This window comes from Pseudoalteromonas undina (assembly GCF_000238275.3).
GTDB lineage: Bacteria > Pseudomonadota > Gammaproteobacteria > Enterobacterales > Alteromonadaceae > Pseudoalteromonas > Pseudoalteromonas undina.
The window spans coordinates 1,078,780-1,101,971 of record NZ_AHCF03000003.1 but is presented as its reverse complement, the minus strand read 5'-3'; the positions used below and the strand labels follow the sequence as shown (position 1 = coordinate 1,101,971).

The following is a 23,192-nucleotide window of genomic DNA, read 5'->3' as shown; positions in this document are numbered from 1 at the left end:
GAGTTTTTGTAATGATTAAGAGTGCAATAATATAAATATTGCTTACTGGTTATAAATAAGCGGTAACATCGCATAAGCAAAGCTCATGGATTGATGAGGATTAATCATTTGTAAATTGCCGGTTAATTTTTTAATTTCTTACCACTTATTTAACAACAACAAAAAAGACAACGGAGCACACACATGAAAAAATCCGTAATTTTGGCTAAGTCTGGTTTTTTAAAGGGATTAAATCCGACGGTGACCATCGCATCGAAGGTAATTCTAATCGCCTTTATTTTATTCATAGTCATACTTGCAAATAAAGCAGGGCAGTATTTTGAAAGCCTTTCGACTTTTTTACTCTACAATATGAAATGGTTTTCTATTGGCTTAGTAACTTTAGTCGTTGGTTTTTTACTTTATTTGATGGTAAGTCGATACGGCCATATTCGACTGAGCGAAAATGACGACGATCAGCCTGAATTTAGTTTTTGGGCATGGATAGCCATGTTATTTTCTGGGGGGATGGGTATTGGACTGGTTTTTTGGTCTGTAGCAGAACCCATGTGGCACTATGCTGCAAACCCATTCACCGAGGGGTTAACCAATGAAGCAGCGTCAATGTCAATGCAGCTTACTTTTTACCATTGGGGACTCCATCCGTGGTCGCTTTTTGTAATTGTTGCCTTAGCCTTGTCTTATTTTTCTTACCGTAAAGGCCTTCCTTTTACCTTTCGCTCTATTTTACACCCACTAGTGGGCGATAGAATTTATGGCCCTATAGGACATGTTGCCGATATTATCACGGTAGCCGTTACAGCCTTCGGCATCGCGCAAACCCTGAGCCTTGGGGTTATTCAAATTAACTCTGGATTACAACAAACGTTTGGGATAGAGGTTAGCCTTGTTACTCAAACTGTGCTTATTATTGTGCTATGTACTATTGCTGTAGGCTCGGTTTTATCGGGCGTTGGTAGAGGAATACGGCTACTCTCACAATGGAATATGTTGCTGTCGTTACTATTAGTATTGATAGTACTTGCAGTGGGTCCGACCCGTTATATTTTAAATGTATTTATGGAAACATCAGGGAATTATGTACAAAATTTAATTTCGATGGGGCTGTGGACTGATTCGCAAAATGACTCAGGATGGCAAAGCTCTTGGACCGCTTTTTATTGGCCATGGTGGTTAACTTGGGCACCGTTTGTAGGTATGTTTATTGCGCGAATTTCAAAGGGACGTACCATTCGCGAACTTATTGGTGGTGCTTTGGTAGCCCCAACTGTTATTGCCTTTATTTGGCTTTCCGTATTTGGTGGTAGCGCCTTAAAAATGGAGCAAAACGAACGTATTGCTGCACAACAACAAACCGTTGTAACACAAAACCAAGTTACAGAAACAAACGCAGAACCCTTTAGTGGTGGTGTTGTATTACAAGCAACCAAAGCAGATAGTACACGTGCCCTCTTTACCTTATTTGATAATTTAGACAGTAACTTATTAGGTAAATTACTGAGTGTATTAGCCTGTATCTTACTTGCTACTTACTTTATAACCTCAGCCGACTCGGGCACCTTAATATTGTGTATTTTAGATGCTGCAGGTGATACTGAACCACCAACCTCTATTCGTATTTTATGGGGTATAGTTATTGCACTTATTGCATGGGTACTTATTTATGCAGGAGGCCTGCAAGCAATAAAGTATGCGTCAATCATCATTGGCTTCCCTATTTCTATATTTATTTTAATGATGGGTGTTACCTTGTTTTATAGCATTCGCCGTGAACCAAAGCCATGGGCAATGTTGCCGCAACACGTACATCCGTGTAAAGAAAAACTCGATGGCCCTGTGGAGCACTAAATCAATATAATAAGACTAATAAACAAAAACCCTGCTATTTAGCAGGGTTTTTTTATTGCGATGTAATTTATACTAAACCGGTATCGCCTACTTCTTCAGGAAGTTGTGTTAAAAGCCACTCTCTAAAATACTTTACACTCGCAGGTATGCGGCCACCGTTATCTGGCTCTAGTAAAGAAAACTTAGATTCAGTGGCTAATACATGCTCGGTTGGACGCACTAATGCACCACTTTGTAAGTATTCATCAGCCAGAGACCCCCACGCTAATGCAATGCCTTGACCATTAATTGAGGCTTGCAACAACATGGGGTAATTATTTATGTTAATGCGGCTTTTAGGAGCTATCTGCTCAAGTCCTACTCCTGCAAACCACTCATCCCAATTAACCCATCCCATTTGTGTTTCATCTAAAAATAAAATTGTTTTATTAAAAATATCTTTCGGATCGTTCGGATTACCAATTTTTTCAAGATAGCCAGGACTACAAACTGGAAACACTTCTTCGCAAAACAAAGTGGTCACCTTCATATTAGCTGGAGGCGTGCGACAAAAAAACAATGCTAAATCGCATTCTAAACGGTTTAAATCAACTACATTATCAGATGCTAATATTCTTAAATCAATGTCATCATATTGATTTTGAAACTCAGCAACTTTTGGCAATAACCACAAGGATGCCATTGCATTAGTTGTCGCTACGGTTACTTTTTTATCCCCTTGCCATTTTTTTACCTCTCCTGTTATATCAGCAATATCCAATAAGGAGCGACTTATAGACTGATAATACTGCAGACCAGCTGAGGTTAAATGAATACTGCGGCTTGCACGAGTAAATAAGGCTTTACCTAAATACTCTTCTAACTGTCGTATTTGACGACTTATCGCACCTTGAGTAACGTTAAGCTCATTTGCTGCAAGAGTAAAACTTAGGTGTCGAGCGGATGCTTCAAATGCGACTAGACTGTTTAGCGGTGGCAATGGACTAATTTTCATATAATTTCCTACTGCGTTTCTATCAAAGAAACTAATAACCAATCCATTGAAGGTAAAAGTAAGTACTGAATATATTTTTAAACATTGAGTTAATCAATTACAAATTTGGTAAGGGTTTTAGTGTGGGTAATTAATTAGTTTGTGAAGACATATAAGCACACGCCCAATATGTAGACGTGTGCTTTGAATATTGGTTTAGAAGTAATAGCCAATATTAATGTTAAAGCGACGCTCAGTTTCGCTGCTATCGCCCGCTAATGAACCACCAACAAATGGCATATTTTTACCATGAACTAAGTCAAAGTAAGTAAATAAACCACCAGCAGCTACCGAGAAACCGGTTACGTTCATCCAGGTATCTCTGCTGTTGTCTGATTTGTCGTAAATAGCACTATAGTCGTTATAAAACTGTAAGTTTGTTACCGCGCCCCATTGTACCGGTACGCTGTATGCTACGTTTGCACTCGACATTGTTGCCTCTGCCGCCATGCTGTCGTAAAACGAGTAAGCGCCCACAGCAATACGGTTTACGTTATCAATGTCGTAGTTGTATTCACCGTGTTGAAGTTGTAAGTTCCAAGGGCCCATATTACTGTTTAAATGTAATGCCCACGCGTTGTAGTCTCCTGCGCGGTCAACACCATCATGCAAGCCACCAGCGAGTGCCGACACACCTATTTCAGTTTTACCACCTTCATGTTCTAGGTGGTAGCCGTAACGACCTGAGAACGTATTGTACTCGCCTATAGCATTAGTTGGCTCGGCATAAACACCATCCCCAGCTTCTCTAAAGCCAACAATATCGTAAGAATAGCGATCGCTGCGGTTATCTACATAACCATCAACACCACCTAATTCATCATTTTTGAAAAAGCCCAAATCAAGCTGCCAGTTATCAGCAATCTTACGCTTAAATAACACCCCTAAATCGTGGTCGTCTTCAAGGCCAACATAATAGTTAGTGCTGAAAAAGTAGTTATGTGAATTGTATGGCCAGTTACCAAAAGGAACCTTGGTAATACCTGCTTGAACTTGCCAATCATCAGCAAAATCGTAAGCTGCATAAGCGTATTTAACAGCGGTCATATAATCAAAAAAGCGAATTTCAGCGTTTAATTTTACATCACCAACGTCGCCTGAGAAATTTAAGCGAAAAATATCAAAGTCAAAATCGCCGCCGCGATTTTTATTATCGTCATCATACGAAGTATGGCTGTAGTTGGTTCGAACAGCACCACCAACTTTAATTCCCTGAGGCTTGTGTTCATGTTTAGCTACTTTAACTTCAGCTGTATCTTCTTTCACTTCAATGGTGCGTTCGATTGATTTTTCACTTTTTTGCTCTGCTTTCGCAAGTTGCTTTTGCAGCATTTCCACTTGTTTTTGTAAGCTGCTTAATTGCTGCTTTACTTTATCAAGATCTGTATCTGCATGTGCCTGATGTGAAAAAACAACCATAGCCACTGCTAGTGCTAAAGGTTTCATAGGTGTCATAATTTGTCCTTGCTTGCCTTGTTGATATTATTAACTCGAACTTGGTCAGCGTGAGCTAAGTACCTGCTTGATTTTACATGTTGTTTTACAATGATAACGTATTTTTACAACTCTTCAATTACACTTTGTGATTTTGCGCAACACACCAGCAACACACAAACTACTTTTTAGCAGGGTAAGCATGACAATTAATCATCATTTTAATAAATAAAAGCAGTAGCTTGCAAAATTAAAGCTTAAAAAGTAGCAGGATGATCATGTACCTATTTTTAATGTGTTATTATTTGAGAAATCATATTTAAAACAGCCAGTTTGCTGCTACATATATAAATTGAGGACGCTCAAAAAATGAAAAATAACGATACCTTTAACACGATTGCTATGTTAATTTTTAAACACCTTTATAATAACTTTCCAACTCCAAGTCAGTTAGATCCTGAACAATTAATTAGCGATGCCTCAGATCATCAAGGTGAGCAAATAAAAGGAACAATCGCCTTTCTTCTTCATGAAGAATATATATTTTCGACGCCAAGCGCCGCTTTTTTGCTAACCGAAAAAGGCTTTAGCCACGCTTTGTGCCCTAAATTTTAATCTCACCGTTTAAAAAGCGATACCACAAAAAAAGCCCTAGCAATTAAAGCTAGGGCTTTTTAATGATTTTTAACGTTTACTTTTTCTCTTTTTCTAAACGCTTTTTAAGACTCAAAGCCGCATCTGCAGCCAACAAACGCATAAATTCAGAGCCATTGTTTTGTTCGCCTTGACCCGCACCTATAACAATTTCAGGCACTAAGCGGCTGTTACCTAAGCTATTAAATAAAGCCGTTTGAATTTTAACTTCTGCTTTAAGTGTTTCATCAAACACATATTTAGGATCAAGTGCTGCTGACTTTGCGCGTAAACGTGCTTCAGCTAATACATCCATGCCTAAAGCTTCTAAGCGTTGCTGTTTTAAAATTTCTTCTTGCTCTTTTGCAAGCTCAGCCTTCACTGCAACACGCTGTTGTGCAGAAATAATCGCATTGGCTTTTATTCGCTCTGCATCAATTTGCTCTTTAATTTTTAGCTTTTCAGACTCAGCTCTTTGCTTTGCAATCGCTTGTTCGCCTAATGCAACTTCTGTACGTGCTTGTTGCTCTGCCTTTTTAAGGTTTTGTCTTGCAAGCGCTTCATCTGCTGCAGCTTGCTTTTGCGCCTCTAAGCGCGCATTTACCTTATTTTCGTAATCAATATCAATAATACTCGCATCAACCACCGTGATGCCGTAAGAGCCTAAAATAGGTGCATTACGCAGCGGCTTACCTTCAGCATCTTTCTTTATATTAATGGTAACGCGTTGTTGCTTACTTAAATTACTTAAATCGTCAGACTTGTCACGCTCGCCAGTACTAATAATTTGCTCAGTAACAAAAATGCCATTAGTCAGTTGATCAGAAAAATCTTGGCTTAATTGACCATTACCACCTGAGTAATGTTGCTCAACCGACATCATACGTGCCGACGCTTTTACATTTTCTGTAGTGGCACGCATTAAAAGATTAGATATCAGGGTTTCTTGGGAGCCAAATTCTTCATGAATTTTTAATAATCCACGTAAAGCGCCCGACTCACTTGCCGGTACATTACCTGGTAATCTAAAACGTGATACTCCTCTGGCGCCACCTGTCGTGGTATCTAAGAATCGAATAGGAATGAGTGGTACAATGGCACTCGCTGTTGCACTGCTATCGCCGGTAAAGTTAATTGAAATAACTTTTTTATAGGCCGATGTGGTACCAAATGCTTTTAAGTAAGGGCCCGCTTGATTTATTACCGTTAAATTACCAGTAAAAGCTGACTGATGAACTAACCGTTCATCGGCTTCATTCCATGAAATAACCTGCGAAGTTAATGTTGCAATAACTGCTAACACCACAACAACGGATGTTAGTAAAATCACATTACGACGACCAAAACGCGCCATAAATGAAGTGTTTTTTGCCTCAGCGACTGTTTGTTGCTCGCTATCCATTTTTAGTACTCTCCATGTTTAGTTTCTTTTTAACAAAATACGTAATTTCTTGTTCGCTTAAATGCGCACAAAAACTACCCGATCGATGCAAATCTATAAATGTTGCAAGGATCTCTTGTTTGCCTTTAATTGTTTTTTCCTGGTTTTCTTGGGTTTGGTTTTTCTCGCTAAGTTGAGCAATAAGATCATCAATGATGGTGTCTTTATCAAATAACACATTATATTCTTTTGACTTTCTTACTCGGCTCTTACGTACATTGCTGTAAATCACATAAAGCGCCACACACAAAATAATAACAAGCGTACTTAACCCAATAATATAAAAAATCATAACGTCTGCTTATATTAATTGAATAATTAACCCTAACAACAAATGTAACGGTTAAATCACAAATGTTAAGCCGATAATTTTACAGAATAACGACCCAAATAACAGAATTAATACTTGGCTCTTGTATATTTTTGTAAAAATTAAAATAGAAAAGTTTAATATCTGAAGTCTCAACATCAACAATGTTACTTTTAGTGAGTGTGGGTGACAGCCGCTTAGAGTCAACGGTAAACATATTCTGCTCAAACTTTTATATTGAATATTAAGCCATTTATCCTTTTTGAAATAAGCTGATTTCAAAGTAAAAAATGCAATAGTTTCCGAGTAAAGTTAAAAATATTTAAATTTTTTCTGGCGAAGATCAAAATGCGGCCTACCCTTAGTATGTAAATTAGGTACTGATTATTTGCTCAAAATTAAATCATATGGGCATGCAGTTGATCATTTACGTTACATCAAACCACTTATTAGTGAAAAAGGATATAAAGATGAAAAAATGTAAATACGCAGCATTGCTCGCTACAGCTATATATGCACAATACAGTTTTGCTGCAATCGATGAGCTCACTATTTTACAACACACTCAAGACGCGAAAAAAACCACAATCGCCAAACAAGCCAATACCCATGTAAATCTTTCTAGGCAATTTACAATCGAAACGACTCAAGGCCCTGTAATTACTCAAACTGTATCGCACCCTAATGCTGATTACATAAAGCTACATTTTAGCCAAGTAGATCTAAATGGTGACGCAAAGTTAGTCGTTAGAAGCGAAGATAACTCAGAGCGATATGAATATAGTAGTAATAATATGGACGCTGCAACAATCGATAGCTTAAACGGGGATGATGGTGTGCATTCATTTTCTTCTATGTCGGTTTCAAATGACAGCGTTGTCATTGAGTATTATCCTGATCCAAAAAACAGTAAGCAGCAACACCAGTTTGGTGTTATTGATAGCTATTATTACGGCACTGAAAGTGCCAATATAAATATCAATGAACAAAATAAACCTGCCCCTTTGTCTACCTGCGGTATTAATGAGCGCAAAGACGTGCAGTGTTGGGCTAATTCCAACCCAACAGAGTTTGACCGCAGCCGCCCGGTAGCACGCTTAGTAATTGGTGGCCGCAGCTTATGTACCGGTTGGCGCGTTGGCAGCGATAATAAGTTATTTACCAATAACCACTGTATAGAGACTGCATCTGAGCTTGCCTCTACAGAAGTGTGGTTTAACTACCAAAATAAAAGTTGTAATGGGACAACCAGAGAAACTATTGTAAAAGTAACAGGTAAAGAGTTTTTTAAAACTGACTACACGTTAGATTACACCCTATTTAGTGTTAATGACTTTGCCAATATTGAACAGTTTGGCTACTTAGGGCTTGATGTGCGAAACGCACAGCAAAGTGAACGTATTTATATTCCGCAACATGGTTCAGGTAATCCTAAGGAGTTGTCGATTGAATCGGATCAAGACACCAATGGTTTGTGCCAAGTTAATGCCCCCTCAACGAATGGGCGTGGAAGTAATACTGATATTGGATACTATTGTGACACTATAGGCGGCTCTTCCGGTTCTCCTGTTGTTGCGGCATCAAGTAATCGTGTTATTGCACTTCATCATTTAGGCGGATGCTACAATAAAGGCGCCAAAATAAGTAAGATTTGGCCCCAAGTCGCAACTTACTTTAATAACACAGTGCCTGTTGGCGATAACGACGGTACTACACCACTGCCACCTACCGCACGTTTTGAATACAGCTGTGAGCAATTACAGTGTAATTTTGATGCAACAAGCTCCAGCTCAGCAGGTACTATCAATAGCTATAGTTGGAACTTTGGCGATAATCAAACCGATACAGGTGCAACTGTAGTGCATAATTTTGTATCTGAGGGTGATTACGACGTCTCTGTTACGGTGCAAGATAGTAACAATAATACAAACACGCTAACCCAAACGATTAGTGTTTCAAATGGCTCACCAACAGAAGTTGAATTAACTAAAGGGCAAGCATTAACAGGCCAAAGTGCAGCATTAAATCAAGAGACTATTTACTATATTGATGTACCTGCAAATAGCACTAACATCTCAATCGACATAACGGGTGGTTCAGGTGATGCAGACCTCTATGTTAAAAAGAGTACAGTGCCGAGCACAAATAATTACGACTGCCGCCCATTTAGAAATGGTAACACTGAAAGCTGTAATATAAGTCAAGGAGAAGGTCGTTTTTACATTATGCTTAAAGCGTATAACAGCTATCAAAACGTAACAATCCTGGCTAATTATGAAAATAGCGCACCACCTACAGATAGTGATACTCGCGTATTAACGTCTCGTGCTTATGGATTTCCAGATTTTTGGCAGCGCTATAGTTATGTAGTACCTACAGGCGCAACCACTGTAAACATAAAAACATTGGGTGGCGAGGGAAATACTAACCTCTATGTTCGAGCGGATGCAGCAGTAACAAAAACACAATACGATTGCTTATCGAACAACAAAGACAGCAATGAAAGTTGTATCTTAGAGGTGAGTTCAGGCCAAACATTACAAATCGGCTTGTTAGGTATTACTAATTACGATTGGGTTAAGCTTGTTGCAACTGCTAAATAATTAATATCATTCCCCTAAAAAAAGCACTGCAGTGAACTTGCAGTGCTTTTTATTTGGGTTTAATTTACTCTTTTAATGCAGGCGTAATAAACATCACAATAAATAAAAAATACCACCTATTACAGAAAGAACTCATAGTTAGTCGTAATTAAAAAACATAATCCGATCTCACTATTGAGTGCGTGATAATAGCTTCAAAACTTGTTTAACTACCATTTCTGGCTCATCATTTTGTGGATAGTGGTAACTTTTACGCGTTAGCACTATCTCACCTTGAGGAAAAGCATTAGCCCAGTTTGAATGCAGTTCTCCCCACATTTCACGCCCTTTTTCAGTAAAAAATAATACCGATGGATTTGCATATTTTTTAACTGAGGCAATAACCGTCACGGGAATATCTGCTATTTGTGGGTAATCGGGCAAAGGTCGCTTCGACCAAAAGTCTAAATACTGATTCGACATGCCATTTTTCATATCATCACGTTTTATAGCGGCAATTTCTTTTTCAGCGCGCGGTAAATCAATCTTACGCATAATATCAACATCATGCTCTGAGGCAGGTTCAATTAACATTAACGCTTTAATTTTATCGGGGTAGGTTGCTGCAAATACCCTTGCGATAGAAGCACCATAAGAATGCGCCACATAAACTACTGGTTCATCAATTTTTAGCGCTTTAAGTAATAGTAAAGCCTCAGTAGCATACTGCTCTGAGCTATAGTTTTTCTTTATTTGCGAAGAGCCGCCATTGCCAATTCGAGAATAGCGAATTACTTTTGCATGCTTGATAAGCGAGTTATAAATGGGATCCCAATCACTAAGCCTTGCAGAGCCACCCGCCTCAAGTAAAACAGTGTGTTTGCCACTACCCACCATTTCATATTCAATATCAAAGCCATTTACTTTAACTTTAGCAAGCTCAGCAAACACAGCGGTAGAGGTGATTAATACCCAAAATAGAATCGTTTTTATTATTAGTTTCATATTGTTGAAAGAAATGGAGTGTTGGCTTAAGTTATAACATTAAGCACTATGTTTATAAATAACTTCTCTATCACATAATCTTAAAAATAAATAATCACCCTTAAATCATGTTTTGACTAATAGATTTCCCTATTCAAAACTATAAACCTCTGTGACCCTATGCCATAATCTAAATAATTCATAAATTTAGTAACTTGGCGGTATGCTTACAGCTTTTTCTACCAGGATATTATTTGATAAATTAAAGCTTATGATGCATAACGCTTTATGTATCCTGTTGATTGCTGTTACTTAAATTTTTTAAGGGTGCAAGGTGTGGGAATGGAACCAAAGTTTAATGAAAGTGATTTGGTTTTTGTAGACCTTGAAGCCGAATGCATTCACTATTAGTATTTTGTAGCACGCCTAGATGACGACAACCAAGCTAAATTCAAGCAGCTAATAATCGAAGGTGGCCACAAATTCCTAAAAGCCGCCAACCCCAACTAGCTAGAGCAATTAATCCCGATTAATGGTAATTGTACGTTGGTAGGAAAAGTTATTTTTACGGGTAAATCACTTTAAAATACTTTTCTTAAAGAACTTTAAACTTTTTAATAACCAATTTTAGGCTATAAAGCGCAGGAACATCACGTGAAATTTAGAGAAGATATAAATGGACTAAGGGCTATAGCTGTAATAGCTGTCGTATTATTTCACTTCAGGCCAACTTGGATGCCAGGTGGCTTTGCTGGAGTAGATGTATTTTTTGTTATTTCAGGTTTTTTAATGACTGGAATAATATTCAGAGGAATAGAAAAAGAAAGTTTCTCCATTTTAAAATTTTATGTTGCGAGAGCGAATAGAATAATACCTGCATTATCACTTCTATGTTTAGCATTATTGGTATTTGGTTGGCTTTATCTTATCCCCATGGATTATAAGACATTAGGTAAGCATGCTGGCAGTAGTATAAGCTTTTTATCAAATATAATATATTGGCGTGAATCAGGGTATTTTGATTCATCATCTCAAGAAAAGTGGCTTTTGCACACTTGGTCGTTATCTATTGAGTGGCAATTTTATATAATTTACCCATTGATACTTGTTGCCATGAAACGATTTATGTCTATAAGTGCTATGAAAAAAGCTATTTTAATAGGTACCATTATAGGCTTTATATTATGCATTATAATTACATATAATTGGCCAAACGCTGCTTATTTCTTACTGCCCACCCGAGCCTGGGAAATGATGATTGGCGGTGTTGCTTATTTATATCCTTTTAATCTTAGAGGCAAGCAAAAAAAAATCACTGAATGGGTAGGAATTATACTAATTTTTAGTTCTTATATTTTTATTTCAAAAAGCTCGCCTTGGCCTGGCTATTTAGCAATATTCCCTGTTTTGGGTTCATTTATGATAATACAAGCGAAATCTAACGGTTTTATTACTCACAATAAAGTATTCCAAAAACTAGGCGCATGGTCTTACTCCATTTATCTATGGCACTGGCCTTTAGTTGTTGCTATTTTTTATTTCTCATTAAATGATCTTTTTATTTATTTAGGCATTACTTTATCTATTTTCTTAGGCTTTTTAAGTCATACATATATAGAAAAAATTAGATTTAAAAATGAATTTAGTCACGTTTTAAATTATTTAAAATGCAAACCTTTATTAATCAGCCTAGTTATATTTTCATCTAGTGCGGTTATATTTTCAACCTCAGGCGTTTATTACAGATACTCTGATGATATTCAATTAAAAAATACAAATGCGTTAAATGCAATAAGCGACTGGGACTACCCCCAACCTAATCTTAGGGTTGGCTCTTCTAAAATAAGGTTTTTAAAAGGGTCCTCTGATAAAAACATATTATTTATTGGAGCTAGTCACATCGAACAAACTTATCCATACGTACAATCATTAAACTCTACATATAATATTTATTACTTAACTAAAGAGGGGTGTTTTGTTACACCATCTTATGTTCATCCAAAATGGAGCTGTAATAATATCCAAAACTATAAAGGCATAATTAAAAATATCCACTTTGAAAAAATTGTAACTTCTTTTTATTTATTAGATGAAATGCTCTCTGAGCATAAAGAAACAAAAGAAGAGCAGTTAAAAAATCGAATTAATGAGTACGATAAATTTTTACTATTTATAAAAGAAAATAGTAAAAAAACTTATTTAATTCTTGGCGAACCCAAAGGAATTGAGTTTGATCCTAAAATGTCTGCCCGATTTAACTTACCTAACTATATTAATGTGCAAACTGTTAGAAAACAGTACAACCTTCATAATGAAGCTATAAAAAAACTTAAAAATATTACAGATATTAGAATCATAGATCCCATTGATTTTTTATGTACTGATATTTGTAAAGTTATGGATTCCAAGTATACATTTTATTATAAAGACTCAACCCACTTTCGTCCTTGGTATGCTAAAAAGTCGTTACAATATCTCAACATTATTTTTGAGTAATTTAGTATAAATAGATTTCTAGGTTATATCTAACCTAGTTGTTTTTACTAGTTCTGCTCTGGCAGCTACCTTTATTTATCGGCGGCTGTCAGTTTAGACTTGCTTTTATATTGGGCGGTATAGTTCTTACAAAACTTTATGATAAAGTATTTAACTTTAATGTATGAAGATCTTTAACGACATTACTTTTAGCTTAAAATATCTATTCTAAATATTTCTATAATTTTAATAATTTTAATAATTTTAATAATTTTAATAATTTTAATAATTTTAATAATTTTAATAAGCTACTATAACAATTTAGCTAAGATAAAGCTTTTATAGTGGTAAATTAACCGCTAAAAGGAAATGTACGGCTATTTCATTCAAATATAAATAAAAAGGGGTATGCTGCTACACAAGCTTTAAAAAAGGCTCTCCTTTTACAATCACTTTTGTTCTATCTAATTTGTTAATCTCATTCGTATTTGTGTTTAATAAATTAGCTCCAACTATAAATACCGCTCTTTGGTTTTGCATATCAATACTCAAAACCTTAACTTTAGCTAATGTCTTTGCCTTTTCTGATCGAACAAGCGCTTCACCTTCTAAGTCTGTAAATACAGAAAAATTAGGGTTGTTTTTTGATTTTGATACAAGCTCAACACCTTGCTTTATATCTTTCTTTTTTATTACAACTGCATGATAGTCGGATTCATTTTTACCAAACGAAATAACTACAGATTCATCAGAGCCAGCTAAAAAGTTAAATGAATCGACACCTATATAAAGTATCTTTTGCTGAAAATCATAAACATAAGAATAGATTGTTAACGCTATAAATATTATAGAGAAAACTATTTTCATGGGGCAAAGCTCTAATTAATATAATTTATAGTGTTTAGAGCTTAGTACATTAGAAAGATTTGATAATTATAAAGTCAGAAAAATGCCATGAGCAAGCGGTGGTAACGCCAAAAGCAGTTTCACTAATCACTTAACTACTATATTTAGCCAATCTCAATGTCCGGTTATCGCTGTGAGTTCAACTGGTGAATGCAACGCTCTTTACGGTCATACTAATTTTAAAAAAGCTCACTTTCTATTGCTTTATCTATTAACTGGCAATAAAGCTCGTATCCTTCTGCTTGCTCTTTTATCCAATCGTGTTTGTTATATACAGCCATTACTCCACGCATTGTGTGTCCTAACATTTTTTCGGTTACATACGGCGCTACACCGTTTTCACTCAGTAATGTAGATAAAGGGCGGCGGGCGTCATGTGGTAGGAACTTGGGTATTTTGTATTTTTCAAACAAGTGATCCCACATTCGACAGCAATAGCGATTAATACTGTGAGTGGTCATTGGTTTGTGTGGATTACTATCAGGAATTAAATAGCCGCTGCGGCCATACACCATAAAAAGAGTGTCTAAAATGCTTTTCATCTTGATTGATATTGGCCGGCGGATTGTTTTAGAGTTTTCGGGCGGTACCGTCCACATGTTATTTTCAAAATTAAAATATTCCCGCTAAGCTAAACGAACCTCTGATTGCCTTGCGCCTGTTATGTATATTAGCTGCAAACATGCTTTGGTTGCTGGTGTGGCTTTTGAGCTTTCAATTTGAATCCATAATTTTGCAATTTCATCAAAACGCATTACTCGCTGGCCTACCGATGCTTGTTCGCCAACATCATTTATATTTAAAGTTAGCACAAGGTTAAATGGTTTTACTTCACCACGTTTTTCAGCCCAGCCTATTATTGATTTTATGCGTACTAATATTGTACCGGCTGTTTTAGCACTGCCTAATTTTTTTACATCATCAAAGTAAGTGATCCAATCTTTAATTGTCATTAAATCAAGGGGCATATTTTTATCATTAAGGATTGGTGCAATCCATTTGCTAACTTGGTTTGTGTATAGTGTTTGAGTTTTTTCTTTTAGGTCGGGTACTTTTTATCTAACCACTTTGCTGCAATATCTGCTATTGTGGGTAAGCCCTTGGCATTGTTTCGCATGAGTTTAAGTTCTAGGCGTGGGTCTTTATCTTGGCTTAACCAATTTTGAAATAATGGGATATAGTCTTGCACTTCTTTAATGCTAAGCCTCGGATAACGCCCTAGCGTAATAATTACCTGTTTACCATCTACACGACAACGGTAGTGCTAAGTGATAGTCCCCTTAGCAGATACCCTTACACTTAAACTATCTCTATGCGATAATACACACGGTGTTTGATTTTTGCCTAGCAGCTTTCTTATTTTCGTTTAACTAATTGCCATTTAATTTTTTATACACAGTTAGCAAAAAATTTATACGCGAATTTATACACACCATGCAAATATTAAAGTGCTTTCTAAAATAGACAATAAATAACAAAAGCAAATAAAACCCACGAATATATAGGGCTTAAAGAAAGAATGAGCGAACCAACATACTACGAAAACCAAGCTACAATCTATTGGCACGACTACGAAACTTGGGGAGCAAGCCCGCAAAAGGATAAGCCGAGTCAGTTTGCCGGTGTGCGCACCGATCTTGATTTAAATATTATTGGCGAGCCGCTTATTGAGTACTGTAAACCACAGGCTGATTACTTACCTCATCCTGAAGCGTGTTTAATTACCGGTATTACCCCACAAGTGGCGATGCAAAAAGGCTTAGTAGAGGCTGAATTTATTGCTAAAATTCATGCAGAATTTAGCGTACCCAATACCTGTGTGGCTGGTTATAACAGTATTCGCTTTGATGATGAAGTAAGCCGATATAGCTTTTATCGTAACTTTTACGACCCGTACGAGCGTGAATATAAAAACAATAACAGCCGTTGGGATATTATAGATTTAGTGCGTGCCTGCTATGCACTGCGCCCTGAGGGCATTGAGTGGCCATTAAAAGAAGATGGCAGCCCTAGCTTTAAGCTTGAGCATTTAACTGTTGCTAATGGTATTGAACATGCCGCTGCGCACGACGCATTAAGTGATGTAACGGCCACCATTGCCTTGGCAAAACTAATTAAAGAGAAGCAACCTAAGCTATACCAATTCTTTTTTAGCTTGCGTGGTAAAAAAGCACTCGCTGAAATGGTTGATGTGTTTAATATGACCCCATTAGTGCACACCTCGTCTCGTATTACAGCTACCCAAGGCTGTACTACCTGGGTGGCACCAATGAGTTTTCACCCGGTAAATAAAAACGCAGTTATTTGTTTTGATTTAACCCAAAACCCGCAGGTATTACTTGATTTAAATGTGGAAGAATTACGTAAACGCTTATACACCAAACGTATAGATTTAGCGGAAGGTGATTTACCCGTAGGTTTAAAATTAGTGCATTTAAATAAGTGCCCTATTTTAGCGCCAGCTAAAACGCTACTGCCTGAAAACGCTGCTCGCTTGGGTATTGACCGAGAGCAATGCTTGACTAATTTAGCCATTTTAAAAGCCAATACCGAGCTACGTGATAAAGTCACTGAGGTATTTAATGAGCAAGGCGATTACAGCGCGACCACGAACGTGGATTACTTATTATATGATGGCTTTACTAGCCATGCTGATAAAGCTAAATTTGCGATTATTCGTGATGCAAAACCTGAAGACTTGGCAAGTTTAAAGCTTGAATTTGAAGATCCTAAATTTAATACTTTGTTGTTTAGATACCGCGCCCGTAACTGGCCACAAACGCTAAACCAACAAGAGCTTGATCAATGGCGTCAATATTGTCAAAGCAAGTTAATGCATGGCGAAGATCAGCCATCAATCAGCGCACAAGATTTTATGATCACCCTTGAAAACCTAGCGCACGAGCATGATGACAGCGAAAAAAATCTTACAATTTTAAAAGCCTTATACAATTACGCGCAAAGCATGTAATTTGCTTTAGTGTATATAACCCATGAAAAACGCGACCCTTTAGCAAAAAGGGTCGCGTTTTTTGTTACTAGGTAAAAAACCAAAAAACTATCCCAACAAGAGAGGTAAATGAGAAAACATAAAACCAACATTCATTTTTTATGTGTATCACTTTCTCTAAAAGCGCAGCGCCTCTTAGCCTCTTTGTGAACAGTTTACTTTTACCAATTACATTACTTTTTATGTAGTGCTTCAATACGCGCTAATAAGCTTGAGGTATCGTACCTGCCGCCACCAAGAGCCTGCACATCAGCGTAATATTGATCAACCGTTGCAGTCATTGGCAGCGTTGCACCATTATTTTTAGCTTCATCAAGGGCAATGCCTAAATCTTTACGCATCCAATCTACAGCAAAACCAAACTCGTACTCGCCTGCCCACATTGTTTTGTAGCGGTTTTCCATTTGCCACGAACCAGCTGCGCCTTTAGAAATGGTTTCTATTACTTTTTCGCCATCAAGCCCTGCTTGTTTAGCAAAATGTAAGCCCTCAGCTAACCCTTGCACTACACCAGCAATACAAATTTGGTTAACCATTTTACATAATTGCCCTGAGCCCGCTTCGCCTAAAAGCTGACTAAAACGGCTAAATGCCGCCATGATAGGTTGTGCTTTAGCAAATACCGCTTCGTTACCACCCGCCATTACGGTTAACACCCCATTTTCAGCGCCAGCTTGACCGCCCGATACCGGCGCATCAATAAAGTCGATATGCTGTAAAGCCGCTTTTGCCGCAACTTCACGTGCCACTTCTGCTGAGGTAGTTGTGTGGTCGATTAAAATTGTGTTTTCGTGCATGCCTGCTAGCACACCGTCATTGCCGTATACTACTGAACGTAAATCGTCGTCATTACCTACACACATAAATACCATATCGGCACCGCTTGCTGCCTCACGCGGAGTAGGTGCAAAGCTGCCGTTAAAATCTTCAACCCATTTTTGTGCTTTAGCTGCTGTGCGGTTATAAACACATACGCTGTGCCCCGCTTTTGCTAGATGCCCTGCCATTGGGTAACCCATTACGCCTAAACCTATAAATGCAATTTTAACTGACATAAAAATGACCTATTTAACTGATAACTTAGAAACATAAGCTCGATTATGTCAATCGGCCGCTAAAAAAGCGAATGAAAGTCTTTTAAAATTTCCCGCATAAGGAAATTAGGTAGGTAATCTATGGATAGCATTTATCAATTTAACGCACCACTTTGTAATAACAGTGATTTTCCTTTGAGCCAGTTAAAAGGAAAAACGGTTCTTATTGTAAATACAGCAAGCAAATGTCATTTTTCGGCGCAATTATGTGCGCTTGAAAGGCTATACCAACAATACAAAAGCGATGGGTTTACTATTCTGGCTTTTCCATGTAATCAGTTTGATAAAAACGAACCATTAGAGGGTATGGCAATAAAAGACTACTATCAAAAACACTTTGCAATTAATTTTGAAGTATTTGATAAGGTTATGGTGAATGGCCCCGATACGCACCCCTTGTTTAGTTATTTAAAATCACATACGCGTGGAATTGCACAAAACCGTGCAATAAAGTGGAACTTTACTAAGTTTTTAGTTAATGCCCAAGGACAACTAATTGCACGTTATGCGCCGCGCACTAAACCGGAGTCACTTCATAGTGTAATTAGAAGTAGTTTAGAGGCAACACCGATTATAAAAACAGCAAATAGTCGCTTTAATACCACAGCAATATTAAAGTGATAAGGCATGTATAATAAAAATGGTTTATGGTTGATGTAACTAGATTAGTTGGATAGTAATAAATGAAGATTGCTTTTTTTAGTGCTCAAAAATACGAGCGGCCTTTTTTCGAACAAAGCTTAACTGGCTTTTCTAACATCGCTATTACCTATTTTGAGCAAAGTTTATCGATGCACACTGCGGTTTTAGCTAAAGAATTTGATACTGTATGCGTATTTGTAAACGATTCGGTAGATAAAGCGGTTATTGATCAACTGGCTATATTTGGGGTTAACACCATTTTACTGCGCTGTGCGGGTTTTAATAATGTAGATTTAGCCGCTGCTAAACAGCATGGCATGCGTGTTCTGCGCGTTCCGGCTTACAGCCCTGAGGCAGTCGCAGAGCATTGTATTGCACTTATGCTTACGCTTAGCCGTAAAACCCATAAAGCTTATAACCGCGTACGTGAAGACAATTTTGACTTAAACGGCTTACTTGGCTTTAACTTGCATAATAAAACGGTGGGTATTATTGGCTGCGGTAAAATTGGCCAAGCATTGTGTAATATATTAACCGGTTTTGGCGCTCACATTTTAGTATGCGATCCTAATGCACAAGCTGGTAATTACACAATTACTGATTTAAACACCCTGCTTACACAAAGCGATATCATTTCTTTGCATTGCCCGTTAAACGAGCACACCCATCATTTAATAGACGATGACGCATTTGCAGCGATGAAAACAGGAGTTATGCTAATAAACACCTCGCGCGGTGCATTGGTTAATAGTAAAGCTTGTATTAAGGCACTTAAATCACAAAAACTAGGTTATTTAGGGCTTGATGTGTACGAGCAAGAATCAGAGCTGTTTTTTAAAAACCACAGTGACGATATAAACCAAGACGATATTTTCTCTCGCTTGGTGAGCTTTAAAAATGTATTGATCACCGGCCATCAAGGCTTTTTTACTCAAGAAGCGCTTACAGAAATTGCCAATATCACCTTACAAAATGCATTTGAGGTTACTCAAGGAAATAGCTTAACAAACGAAGTGCTATAGCGCTCCAAATCAAAAAACAAAAAAGCAAAAAAGCGAGCAAAATATAGTGTTCGCTTTTTTTGTTATCAAAAACACATGAGTTGTTGTTGTATTCTAGCCAAACGCAACGTTTGCAAATACTAAGGTCATTAGCACTGGGCAGACAAAACGAATGTACTGAGCAAACCAATAATGTGCACCAGAACTTGCTTGATGAAGCTTATTACCACGCTGCCATAACCAGCCCACTGTAATAAAATAAAACAGTCCCATCAACGGGAGTTGGTATTGGGTAAATACCATAATAACCAAACCAAATAGCCAATCAAAATTAACAATAATAGTACTGGCACAAACAAATACAATGGCGCTAACGGCCCATGTAGCTTTGGTTCTATCAACACTGTGGTTTTCTACTAAAAAAGCCACAGGAATTTCAGTCGATGAAATGGTTGATGTAACTGAAGCAATCGACATCAATACAAAAAATAGTAAGCCAACCAATAAACCAATTTCACCCATGGTGCCAAATAACTCAGGTAATATGGCAAAAATAAGCTGCCCTTCACCAATTAGCTTGCCGTTGCTAAATACTTCAACGCCATTGAACTGCGCCACATATATAGCCGGTATAATTAATAGTCCAGCTAAAAATGCCACGCTGGTGTCGAGTAACGCAACACTTGCAGTCAATTTTGGTAAGTTAGCACCGGGCTTTAAATAAGAGCCATAAATCATCATACAGCCCACACCCAGTGATAATGAGAAAAACGCTTGCCCCATTGCGGCAATAATTAAATCGGGGTCGAGTATTTTACTAAAGTCAGGCACTAAATAGGCCGCAAACCCTTCGCTGGCACCCTCTAAGGTAGCAATGTAAGCAATTAGGCCAACGAGTAAAACAAGTAATAATGGCATTAAACGGCGCGACCAGGTTTCAATTCCTGATTTAACACCTTTTAAAATAATGCTGGCGGTTAAAATAAGCATCAGTGGCGTAAATATAAAATTACGTAGCATAGAGTCGCTATGTAAAAACTCACTTAAGCTCTGTAAGCCTAGAAAGGTGGTTATAGGCTCTATGGCGTAAGAAAGCATCCAACCTGCCACTATTGAATAAAAGCTTAACATGACAATTGCGCCAGCTAAGCCTATATAACCTGCAGCAGCGCCAACTTTAGGCGCATGGTCTTGCCATGCTTGGCCTAAGGCTTTAACCGGATTAGCTTGGGCTTTGTAGCCTAAATACAGCTCGGTGTATAACGCGGGAAGCGCTAGCAAAAAAATAACAATAAAGTACACCAATAAAAATGCGCCGCCACCATGGTTAGCAGCCTGTGTAGGAAAACCCCATATATTGCCTAAACCTACCGCAGCACCGGCTGCTGCCAATACAAAACCAAGTCGACTTTGAAAACCATCACGCACTTGTGTCATACACCTACAAATCTGTTATTATTTTATCGAATGTGAATTAAACCATATTTAAGGGCGACTGAGTAATAAAAATGTACTTAGCGCGCATAACAGCAAACAACCGCTCACAAACTATCCAGCTTATAACGATAACTATGTAATCGGTATTCACTTTTAACGAGCAATAATGAGTTCAGCTTACTTCGACAATCAGTTATTACACACCCCGCTTGCTGAGAATAATAACCACACCATTTTATTATTTGATGCCAGCCAATTGCAGGTTGATGAGCTAACACTTACACAGTTTTTAAGCCCGTTTGAATTAAGTGTCATCGCGCGTCGTAAAACGCCTCAAGCAAAGCAAGAATATGTAGCAACGCGGCTGTTACTAAAATATTTAGTCAAAAGTGTATTACCTAGCAGCAGTAATATAACGCTTGATAAAATCAGCTCTGAATTTAATCAACAAACCTGTAAGCTTGAGCTAAATATAAATAACAATCAGGTGTATAGTTGCTGTGTGTCACACTCTCATGGTTTGGTAGGCGTGGCCCTAAATATTGATAATTCGCTATTTGGTTTTGATATTGAAAAAATCAGTTTAAAACGACCATTTGAAAAACTCGCAAAGCACTTTTATGATGCTGCAGAAGTGGCTCTTATAACTAAGCAACCGTGCACAGCTGCTAAAGCGGCGACATTTTTCAGACTTTGGACATTAAAAGAGGCATTAGCAAAAGCAACCAGCCGCCCTATTGCCCAGCTATTAAGCCCTAATGTATTTTGTGAGCTTGGCAACAGGCAACTAAGTGCAACCAGCACCACATTAACAAATGATGTAAACGAGCAGTTTGATATAAGCGTTGTGGCAAAAAAAAGCACCGACTGGCAGTGCTCATTTATCTCATTTGCAGCGTTAAGCAGCAAGCTCGCCTTCAAGTAGTCGGCTATGAATAGCTTGAACCACAGCATCAGATTCACTTTGCTCAACTAAAAAGCACAGGTTATGTTTACTCGCACCATGGCAAATAAGACGAATGTTAAATTCGCTCAACACCTGCATTAAATTCATTTCGTGTTGACGCAATACAATTTCAGACCCAATAAGTGCTACTAGGGTTAAATTGTTCTCAACCGATACATGGCAAAACTCAGCAAGTTTATCTAAGCACTCTTGATCTAGCTCTGGGCGTGATGCATTAGGCGCATTATCAAGGGTAATAGCTACACTAATTTCAGAGGTGGTAACCAAATCTACCGAAATATTACATTCACTTAAAATAGTAAAAATACGCGCTAAAAAACCACTCGCTAACAGCATTTCTGGGCTTTTAAGGGTTAATAATATTTGGTTTTTACGTTGCGTGACCGCACGAATACCAGGTAGCTGCGATTTTTCACGTTCAATCCAGGTGCCACCACGCTCTGGCTCTGTGCTTGAGCCAACAAACACATTTATATGGCTACGACTGGCTGGCAAAATTGTAGCCGGATGCAGCACTTTAGCGCCAAAAGTGGCCATTTCTGCCGCTTCATCAAAGCTTAAACGCGCAATAGGTGTGGCTTTTACACACAAACGCGGATCGGTGCTAAAAATACCAACTACGTCGGTCCAAATATGCACACTCTTAGCGTTAATTGCTTCAGCTAACAAGGCGGCACTGTAATCAGAGCCACCGCGACCCAGTGTGGTGGTTACATTGTTTTCATCGCTGCCAATAAAGCCCTGAGTAACAATAACCGTGCTCTCTAATAAAGGAATTAAATGCTCTTTAGCTGCAAGCGCTGTGGCGGCTACATTAGGCGTAGCTTTACCAAATTGGCTATCGGTTTTAAGCACCTGGCGAACATCAAAACGCTGCGAATTTAAGCCTTTTAAGCGTAATACTTGAGTAAATAAATACGACGATAAACGCTCGCCAAAGCTAAGTAGCTCATCGTGTTGCTGCTCTGTTGTTAGTATTTGATGTGCCAGAGTTTGAAACTCATCAAAGGTGTTATTAAAACCAAGCGCTAAATCATTATCTAGGGTCAGATCAGTTAAAATTGCCTGCTGAATCGCAAGTACACCATCAATATGCTGTTGACGCTCTGCGGCATCAATATCGGCTTTGCAAAGTGCCACCAAGTGATTAGTTACACCGGCACTGGCGCTCACTGCAACAATTCGAACGCTGTTATCGTTTACAATGATTTCGCTACAACGGCTCATGGCCTCAAAATTAGCCACGCTGGTGCCACCAAATTTGGCAACAATGTAATCTGATTTTTTGCTCTGTAAACCTTGTGGCACTGATTGGGTAGTCATTTCGTCTCCTTTCGCGGCATCCAAACCGCAATAAAACAAGAAGAACTTGGCAGGAAATAAAGATAAGAAAAA

20 protein-coding genes are annotated in these 23,192 nt (G+C 38.0%); 8 read left to right on the top strand and 12 right to left on the bottom strand.

Going from position 1 to position 23,192, the window contains the following annotated elements:
• Positions 1-183 precede the first annotated feature (183 nt).
• Positions 184-1,848, top strand: a complete 1,665-nt coding sequence (locus PUND_RS08745; protein WP_021033099.1) for a BCCT family transporter — start codon at positions 184-186, stop codon at positions 1,846-1,848.
• A 67-nt stretch (positions 1,849-1,915) separates the two neighbouring features.
• On the opposite strand, the gene PUND_RS08740 is transcribed toward PUND_RS08745, so the two are convergent.
• Positions 1,916-2,842 carry a LysR substrate-binding domain-containing protein gene (locus PUND_RS08740; protein WP_010390313.1) on the bottom strand — a complete coding sequence of 309 codons (927 nt, stop codon included), beginning with the start codon at positions 2,840-2,842 and terminating at the stop codon, positions 1,916-1,918.
• 195 nt (positions 2,843-3,037) lie between these two features.
• Positions 3,038-4,336 carry a porin gene (locus PUND_RS08735; protein WP_010390315.1) on the bottom strand — a complete coding sequence of 433 codons (1,299 nt, stop codon included), beginning with the start codon at positions 4,334-4,336 and terminating at the stop codon, positions 3,038-3,040.
• A gap of 348 nt (positions 4,337-4,684) precedes the next feature.
• Between PUND_RS08735 and PUND_RS08730 the strand changes: the two genes are divergently transcribed.
• Positions 4,685-4,930 carry a hypothetical protein gene (locus tag PUND_RS08730; protein ID WP_010390317.1) on the top strand — a complete coding sequence of 82 codons (246 nt, stop codon included), beginning with the start codon at positions 4,685-4,687 and terminating at the stop codon, positions 4,928-4,930.
• Positions 4,931-5,006: 76 nt separating this feature from the next.
• Here PUND_RS08730 and PUND_RS08725 read toward each other — a convergent pair whose 3' ends face one another.
• Positions 5,007-6,350 carry an SPFH domain-containing protein gene (locus PUND_RS08725; protein ID WP_010390318.1) on the bottom strand — a complete coding sequence of 448 codons (1,344 nt, stop codon included), beginning with the start codon at positions 6,348-6,350 and terminating at the stop codon, positions 5,007-5,009.
• The gene (locus PUND_RS08720; protein ID WP_010390319.1) at positions 6,343-6,681 is read right to left on the bottom strand and encodes a hypothetical protein; all 339 of its coding nucleotides are present in this window, start codon (positions 6,679-6,681) and stop codon (positions 6,343-6,345) included. The genes PUND_RS08725 and PUND_RS08720 overlap by 8 nt, the downstream gene beginning before the upstream one ends.
• Positions 6,682-7,169: 488 nt before the next feature.
• Here PUND_RS08720 and PUND_RS08715 point away from each other — a divergent pair, with 488 nt between their 5' ends.
• The gene (locus PUND_RS08715) at positions 7,170-9,302 is read left to right on the top strand and encodes a pre-peptidase C-terminal domain-containing protein (RefSeq protein ID WP_010390320.1); all 2,133 of its coding nucleotides are present in this window, start codon (positions 7,170-7,172) and stop codon (positions 9,300-9,302) included.
• A gap of 171 nt (positions 9,303-9,473) precedes the next feature.
• On the opposite strand, the gene PUND_RS08710 is transcribed toward PUND_RS08715, so the two are convergent.
• Positions 9,474-10,286: an alpha/beta fold hydrolase gene (locus PUND_RS08710; protein ID WP_041708940.1), complete on the bottom strand. Its 813-nt coding sequence runs from the start codon at positions 10,284-10,286 to the stop codon at positions 9,474-9,476.
• A 633-nt stretch (positions 10,287-10,919) separates the two neighbouring features.
• Here PUND_RS08710 and PUND_RS08705 point away from each other — a divergent pair.
• Entirely contained in the window at positions 10,920-12,761 is a 1,842-nt protein-coding gene (locus PUND_RS08705; protein WP_041708942.1) for an acyltransferase family protein, read from the top strand.
• 393 nt (positions 12,762-13,154) lie between these two features.
• Here the strand turns inward: PUND_RS08705 and PUND_RS08700 are convergent, their stop codons facing one another.
• From PUND_RS08700 to PUND_RS18370, 4 genes are all read right to left on the bottom strand, one after another.
• Positions 13,155-13,607 carry a hypothetical protein gene (locus PUND_RS08700; RefSeq protein WP_010388671.1) on the bottom strand — a complete coding sequence of 151 codons (453 nt, stop codon included), beginning with the start codon at positions 13,605-13,607 and terminating at the stop codon, positions 13,155-13,157.
• Positions 13,608-13,825: 218 nt separating this feature from the next.
• Positions 13,826-14,245: a tyrosine-type recombinase/integrase gene (locus PUND_RS18380; protein WP_240539505.1), complete on the bottom strand. Its 420-nt coding sequence runs from the start codon at positions 14,243-14,245 to the stop codon at positions 13,826-13,828.
• 27 nt (positions 14,246-14,272) lie between these two features.
• Entirely contained in the window at positions 14,273-14,614 is a 342-nt protein-coding gene (locus PUND_RS18375; protein ID WP_240539504.1) for a site-specific integrase, read from the bottom strand.
• Between the two features lie 71 nt (positions 14,615-14,685).
• Positions 14,686-14,835, bottom strand: coding sequence for a hypothetical protein (locus PUND_RS18370; RefSeq protein ID WP_240539503.1), 150 nt, complete (start codon positions 14,833-14,835; stop codon positions 14,686-14,688).
• A gap of 330 nt (positions 14,836-15,165) precedes the next feature.
• Between PUND_RS18370 and sbcB the strand changes: the two genes are divergently transcribed.
• A complete protein-coding gene (sbcB, locus tag PUND_RS08690; protein ID WP_010388670.1) occupies positions 15,166-16,617 on the top strand; it encodes an exodeoxyribonuclease I in 1,452 nt (483 codons plus the stop codon).
• A gap of 212 nt (positions 16,618-16,829) precedes the next feature.
• Here the strand turns inward: sbcB and PUND_RS08685 are convergent, their stop codons facing one another.
• Positions 16,830-17,711, bottom strand: a complete 882-nt coding sequence (locus PUND_RS08685; protein WP_010388669.1) for an NAD(P)-dependent oxidoreductase — start codon at positions 17,709-17,711, stop codon at positions 16,830-16,832.
• A 120-nt stretch (positions 17,712-17,831) separates the two neighbouring features.
• Between PUND_RS08685 and PUND_RS08680 the strand changes: the two genes are divergently transcribed.
• Together PUND_RS08680 and PUND_RS08675 are read left to right on the top strand one after the other, a co-directional pair.
• Positions 17,832-18,371: a glutathione peroxidase gene (locus tag PUND_RS08680; protein WP_010388668.1), complete on the top strand. Its 540-nt coding sequence runs from the start codon at positions 17,832-17,834 to the stop codon at positions 18,369-18,371.
• A gap of 62 nt (positions 18,372-18,433) precedes the next feature.
• Positions 18,434-19,414 (top strand): 2-hydroxyacid dehydrogenase, encoded by a 981-nt coding sequence (locus tag PUND_RS08675; protein ID WP_010388667.1) that lies wholly within the window; start codon positions 18,434-18,436, stop codon positions 19,412-19,414.
• 93 nt (positions 19,415-19,507) lie between these two features.
• On the opposite strand, the gene PUND_RS08670 is transcribed toward PUND_RS08675, so the two are convergent.
• A complete protein-coding gene (locus tag PUND_RS08670; RefSeq protein ID WP_010388666.1) occupies positions 19,508-20,830 on the bottom strand; it encodes a sodium-dependent transporter in 1,323 nt (440 codons plus the stop codon).
• Between the two features lie 166 nt (positions 20,831-20,996).
• On the opposite strand from PUND_RS08670, the gene PUND_RS08665 reads away from it, so the two are divergent.
• Positions 20,997-21,755, top strand: coding sequence for a 4'-phosphopantetheinyl transferase family protein (locus PUND_RS08665; protein WP_010388665.1), 759 nt, complete (start codon positions 20,997-20,999; stop codon positions 21,753-21,755).
• On the opposite strand, the gene lysC is transcribed toward PUND_RS08665, so the two are convergent.
• Complete coding sequence (lysC, locus tag PUND_RS08660) at positions 21,729-23,120, bottom strand: lysine-sensitive aspartokinase 3 (RefSeq protein WP_010388662.1); 1,392 nt, start codon at positions 23,118-23,120, stop codon at positions 21,729-21,731. The genes PUND_RS08665 and lysC overlap by 27 nt on opposite strands.
• Positions 23,121-23,192: the final 72 nt, after the last annotated feature.

What these genes read in the sequence shown, in the direction of transcription:
- sbcB (WP_010388670.1), top strand. Translation starts at nt 15,166, where the DNA reads ATGAGCGAACCAACATACTACGAAAACCAAGCTACAATCTATTGGCAC.
- PUND_RS08715 (WP_010390320.1), top strand. Translation starts at nt 7,170, where the DNA reads ATGAAAAAATGTAAATACGCAGCATTGCTCGCTACAGCTATATATGCA.
- PUND_RS08745 (WP_021033099.1), top strand. Translation starts at nt 184, where the DNA reads ATGAAAAAATCCGTAATTTTGGCTAAGTCTGGTTTTTTAAAGGGATTA.
- PUND_RS08710 (WP_041708940.1), bottom strand. Translation starts at nt 10,286, where the DNA reads ATGAAACTAATAATAAAAACGATTCTATTTTGGGTATTAATCACCTCT.
- lysC (WP_010388662.1), bottom strand. Translation starts at nt 23,120, where the DNA reads ATGACTACCCAATCAGTGCCACAAGGTTTACAGAGCAAAAAATCAGAT.
- PUND_RS08680 (WP_010388668.1), top strand. Translation starts at nt 17,832, where the DNA reads ATGGATAGCATTTATCAATTTAACGCACCACTTTGTAATAACAGTGAT.
- PUND_RS08700 (WP_010388671.1), bottom strand. Translation starts at nt 13,607, where the DNA reads ATGAAAATAGTTTTCTCTATAATATTTATAGCGTTAACAATCTATTCT.
- PUND_RS08725 (WP_010390318.1), bottom strand. Translation starts at nt 6,350, where the DNA reads ATGGATAGCGAGCAACAAACAGTCGCTGAGGCAAAAAACACTTCATTT.
- PUND_RS08685 (WP_010388669.1), bottom strand. Translation starts at nt 17,711, where the DNA reads ATGTCAGTTAAAATTGCATTTATAGGTTTAGGCGTAATGGGTTACCCA.
- PUND_RS08740 (WP_010390313.1), bottom strand. Translation starts at nt 2,842, where the DNA reads ATGAAAATTAGTCCATTGCCACCGCTAAACAGTCTAGTCGCATTTGAA.
- PUND_RS18375 (WP_240539504.1), bottom strand. Translation starts at nt 14,614, where the DNA reads ATGCCCCTTGATTTAATGACAATTAAAGATTGGATCACTTACTTTGAT.
- PUND_RS08730 (WP_010390317.1), top strand. Translation starts at nt 4,685, where the DNA reads ATGAAAAATAACGATACCTTTAACACGATTGCTATGTTAATTTTTAAA.
- PUND_RS18380 (WP_240539505.1), bottom strand. Translation starts at nt 14,245, where the DNA reads ATGTGGACGGTACCGCCCGAAAACTCTAAAACAATCCGCCGGCCAATA.
- PUND_RS08675 (WP_010388667.1), top strand. Translation starts at nt 18,434, where the DNA reads ATGAAGATTGCTTTTTTTAGTGCTCAAAAATACGAGCGGCCTTTTTTC.
- PUND_RS08670 (WP_010388666.1), bottom strand. Translation starts at nt 20,830, where the DNA reads ATGACACAAGTGCGTGATGGTTTTCAAAGTCGACTTGGTTTTGTATTG.
- PUND_RS08735 (WP_010390315.1), bottom strand. Translation starts at nt 4,336, where the DNA reads ATGACACCTATGAAACCTTTAGCACTAGCAGTGGCTATGGTTGTTTTT.
- PUND_RS08720 (WP_010390319.1), bottom strand. Translation starts at nt 6,681, where the DNA reads ATGATTTTTTATATTATTGGGTTAAGTACGCTTGTTATTATTTTGTGT.
- PUND_RS08665 (WP_010388665.1), top strand. Translation starts at nt 20,997, where the DNA reads ATGAGTTCAGCTTACTTCGACAATCAGTTATTACACACCCCGCTTGCT.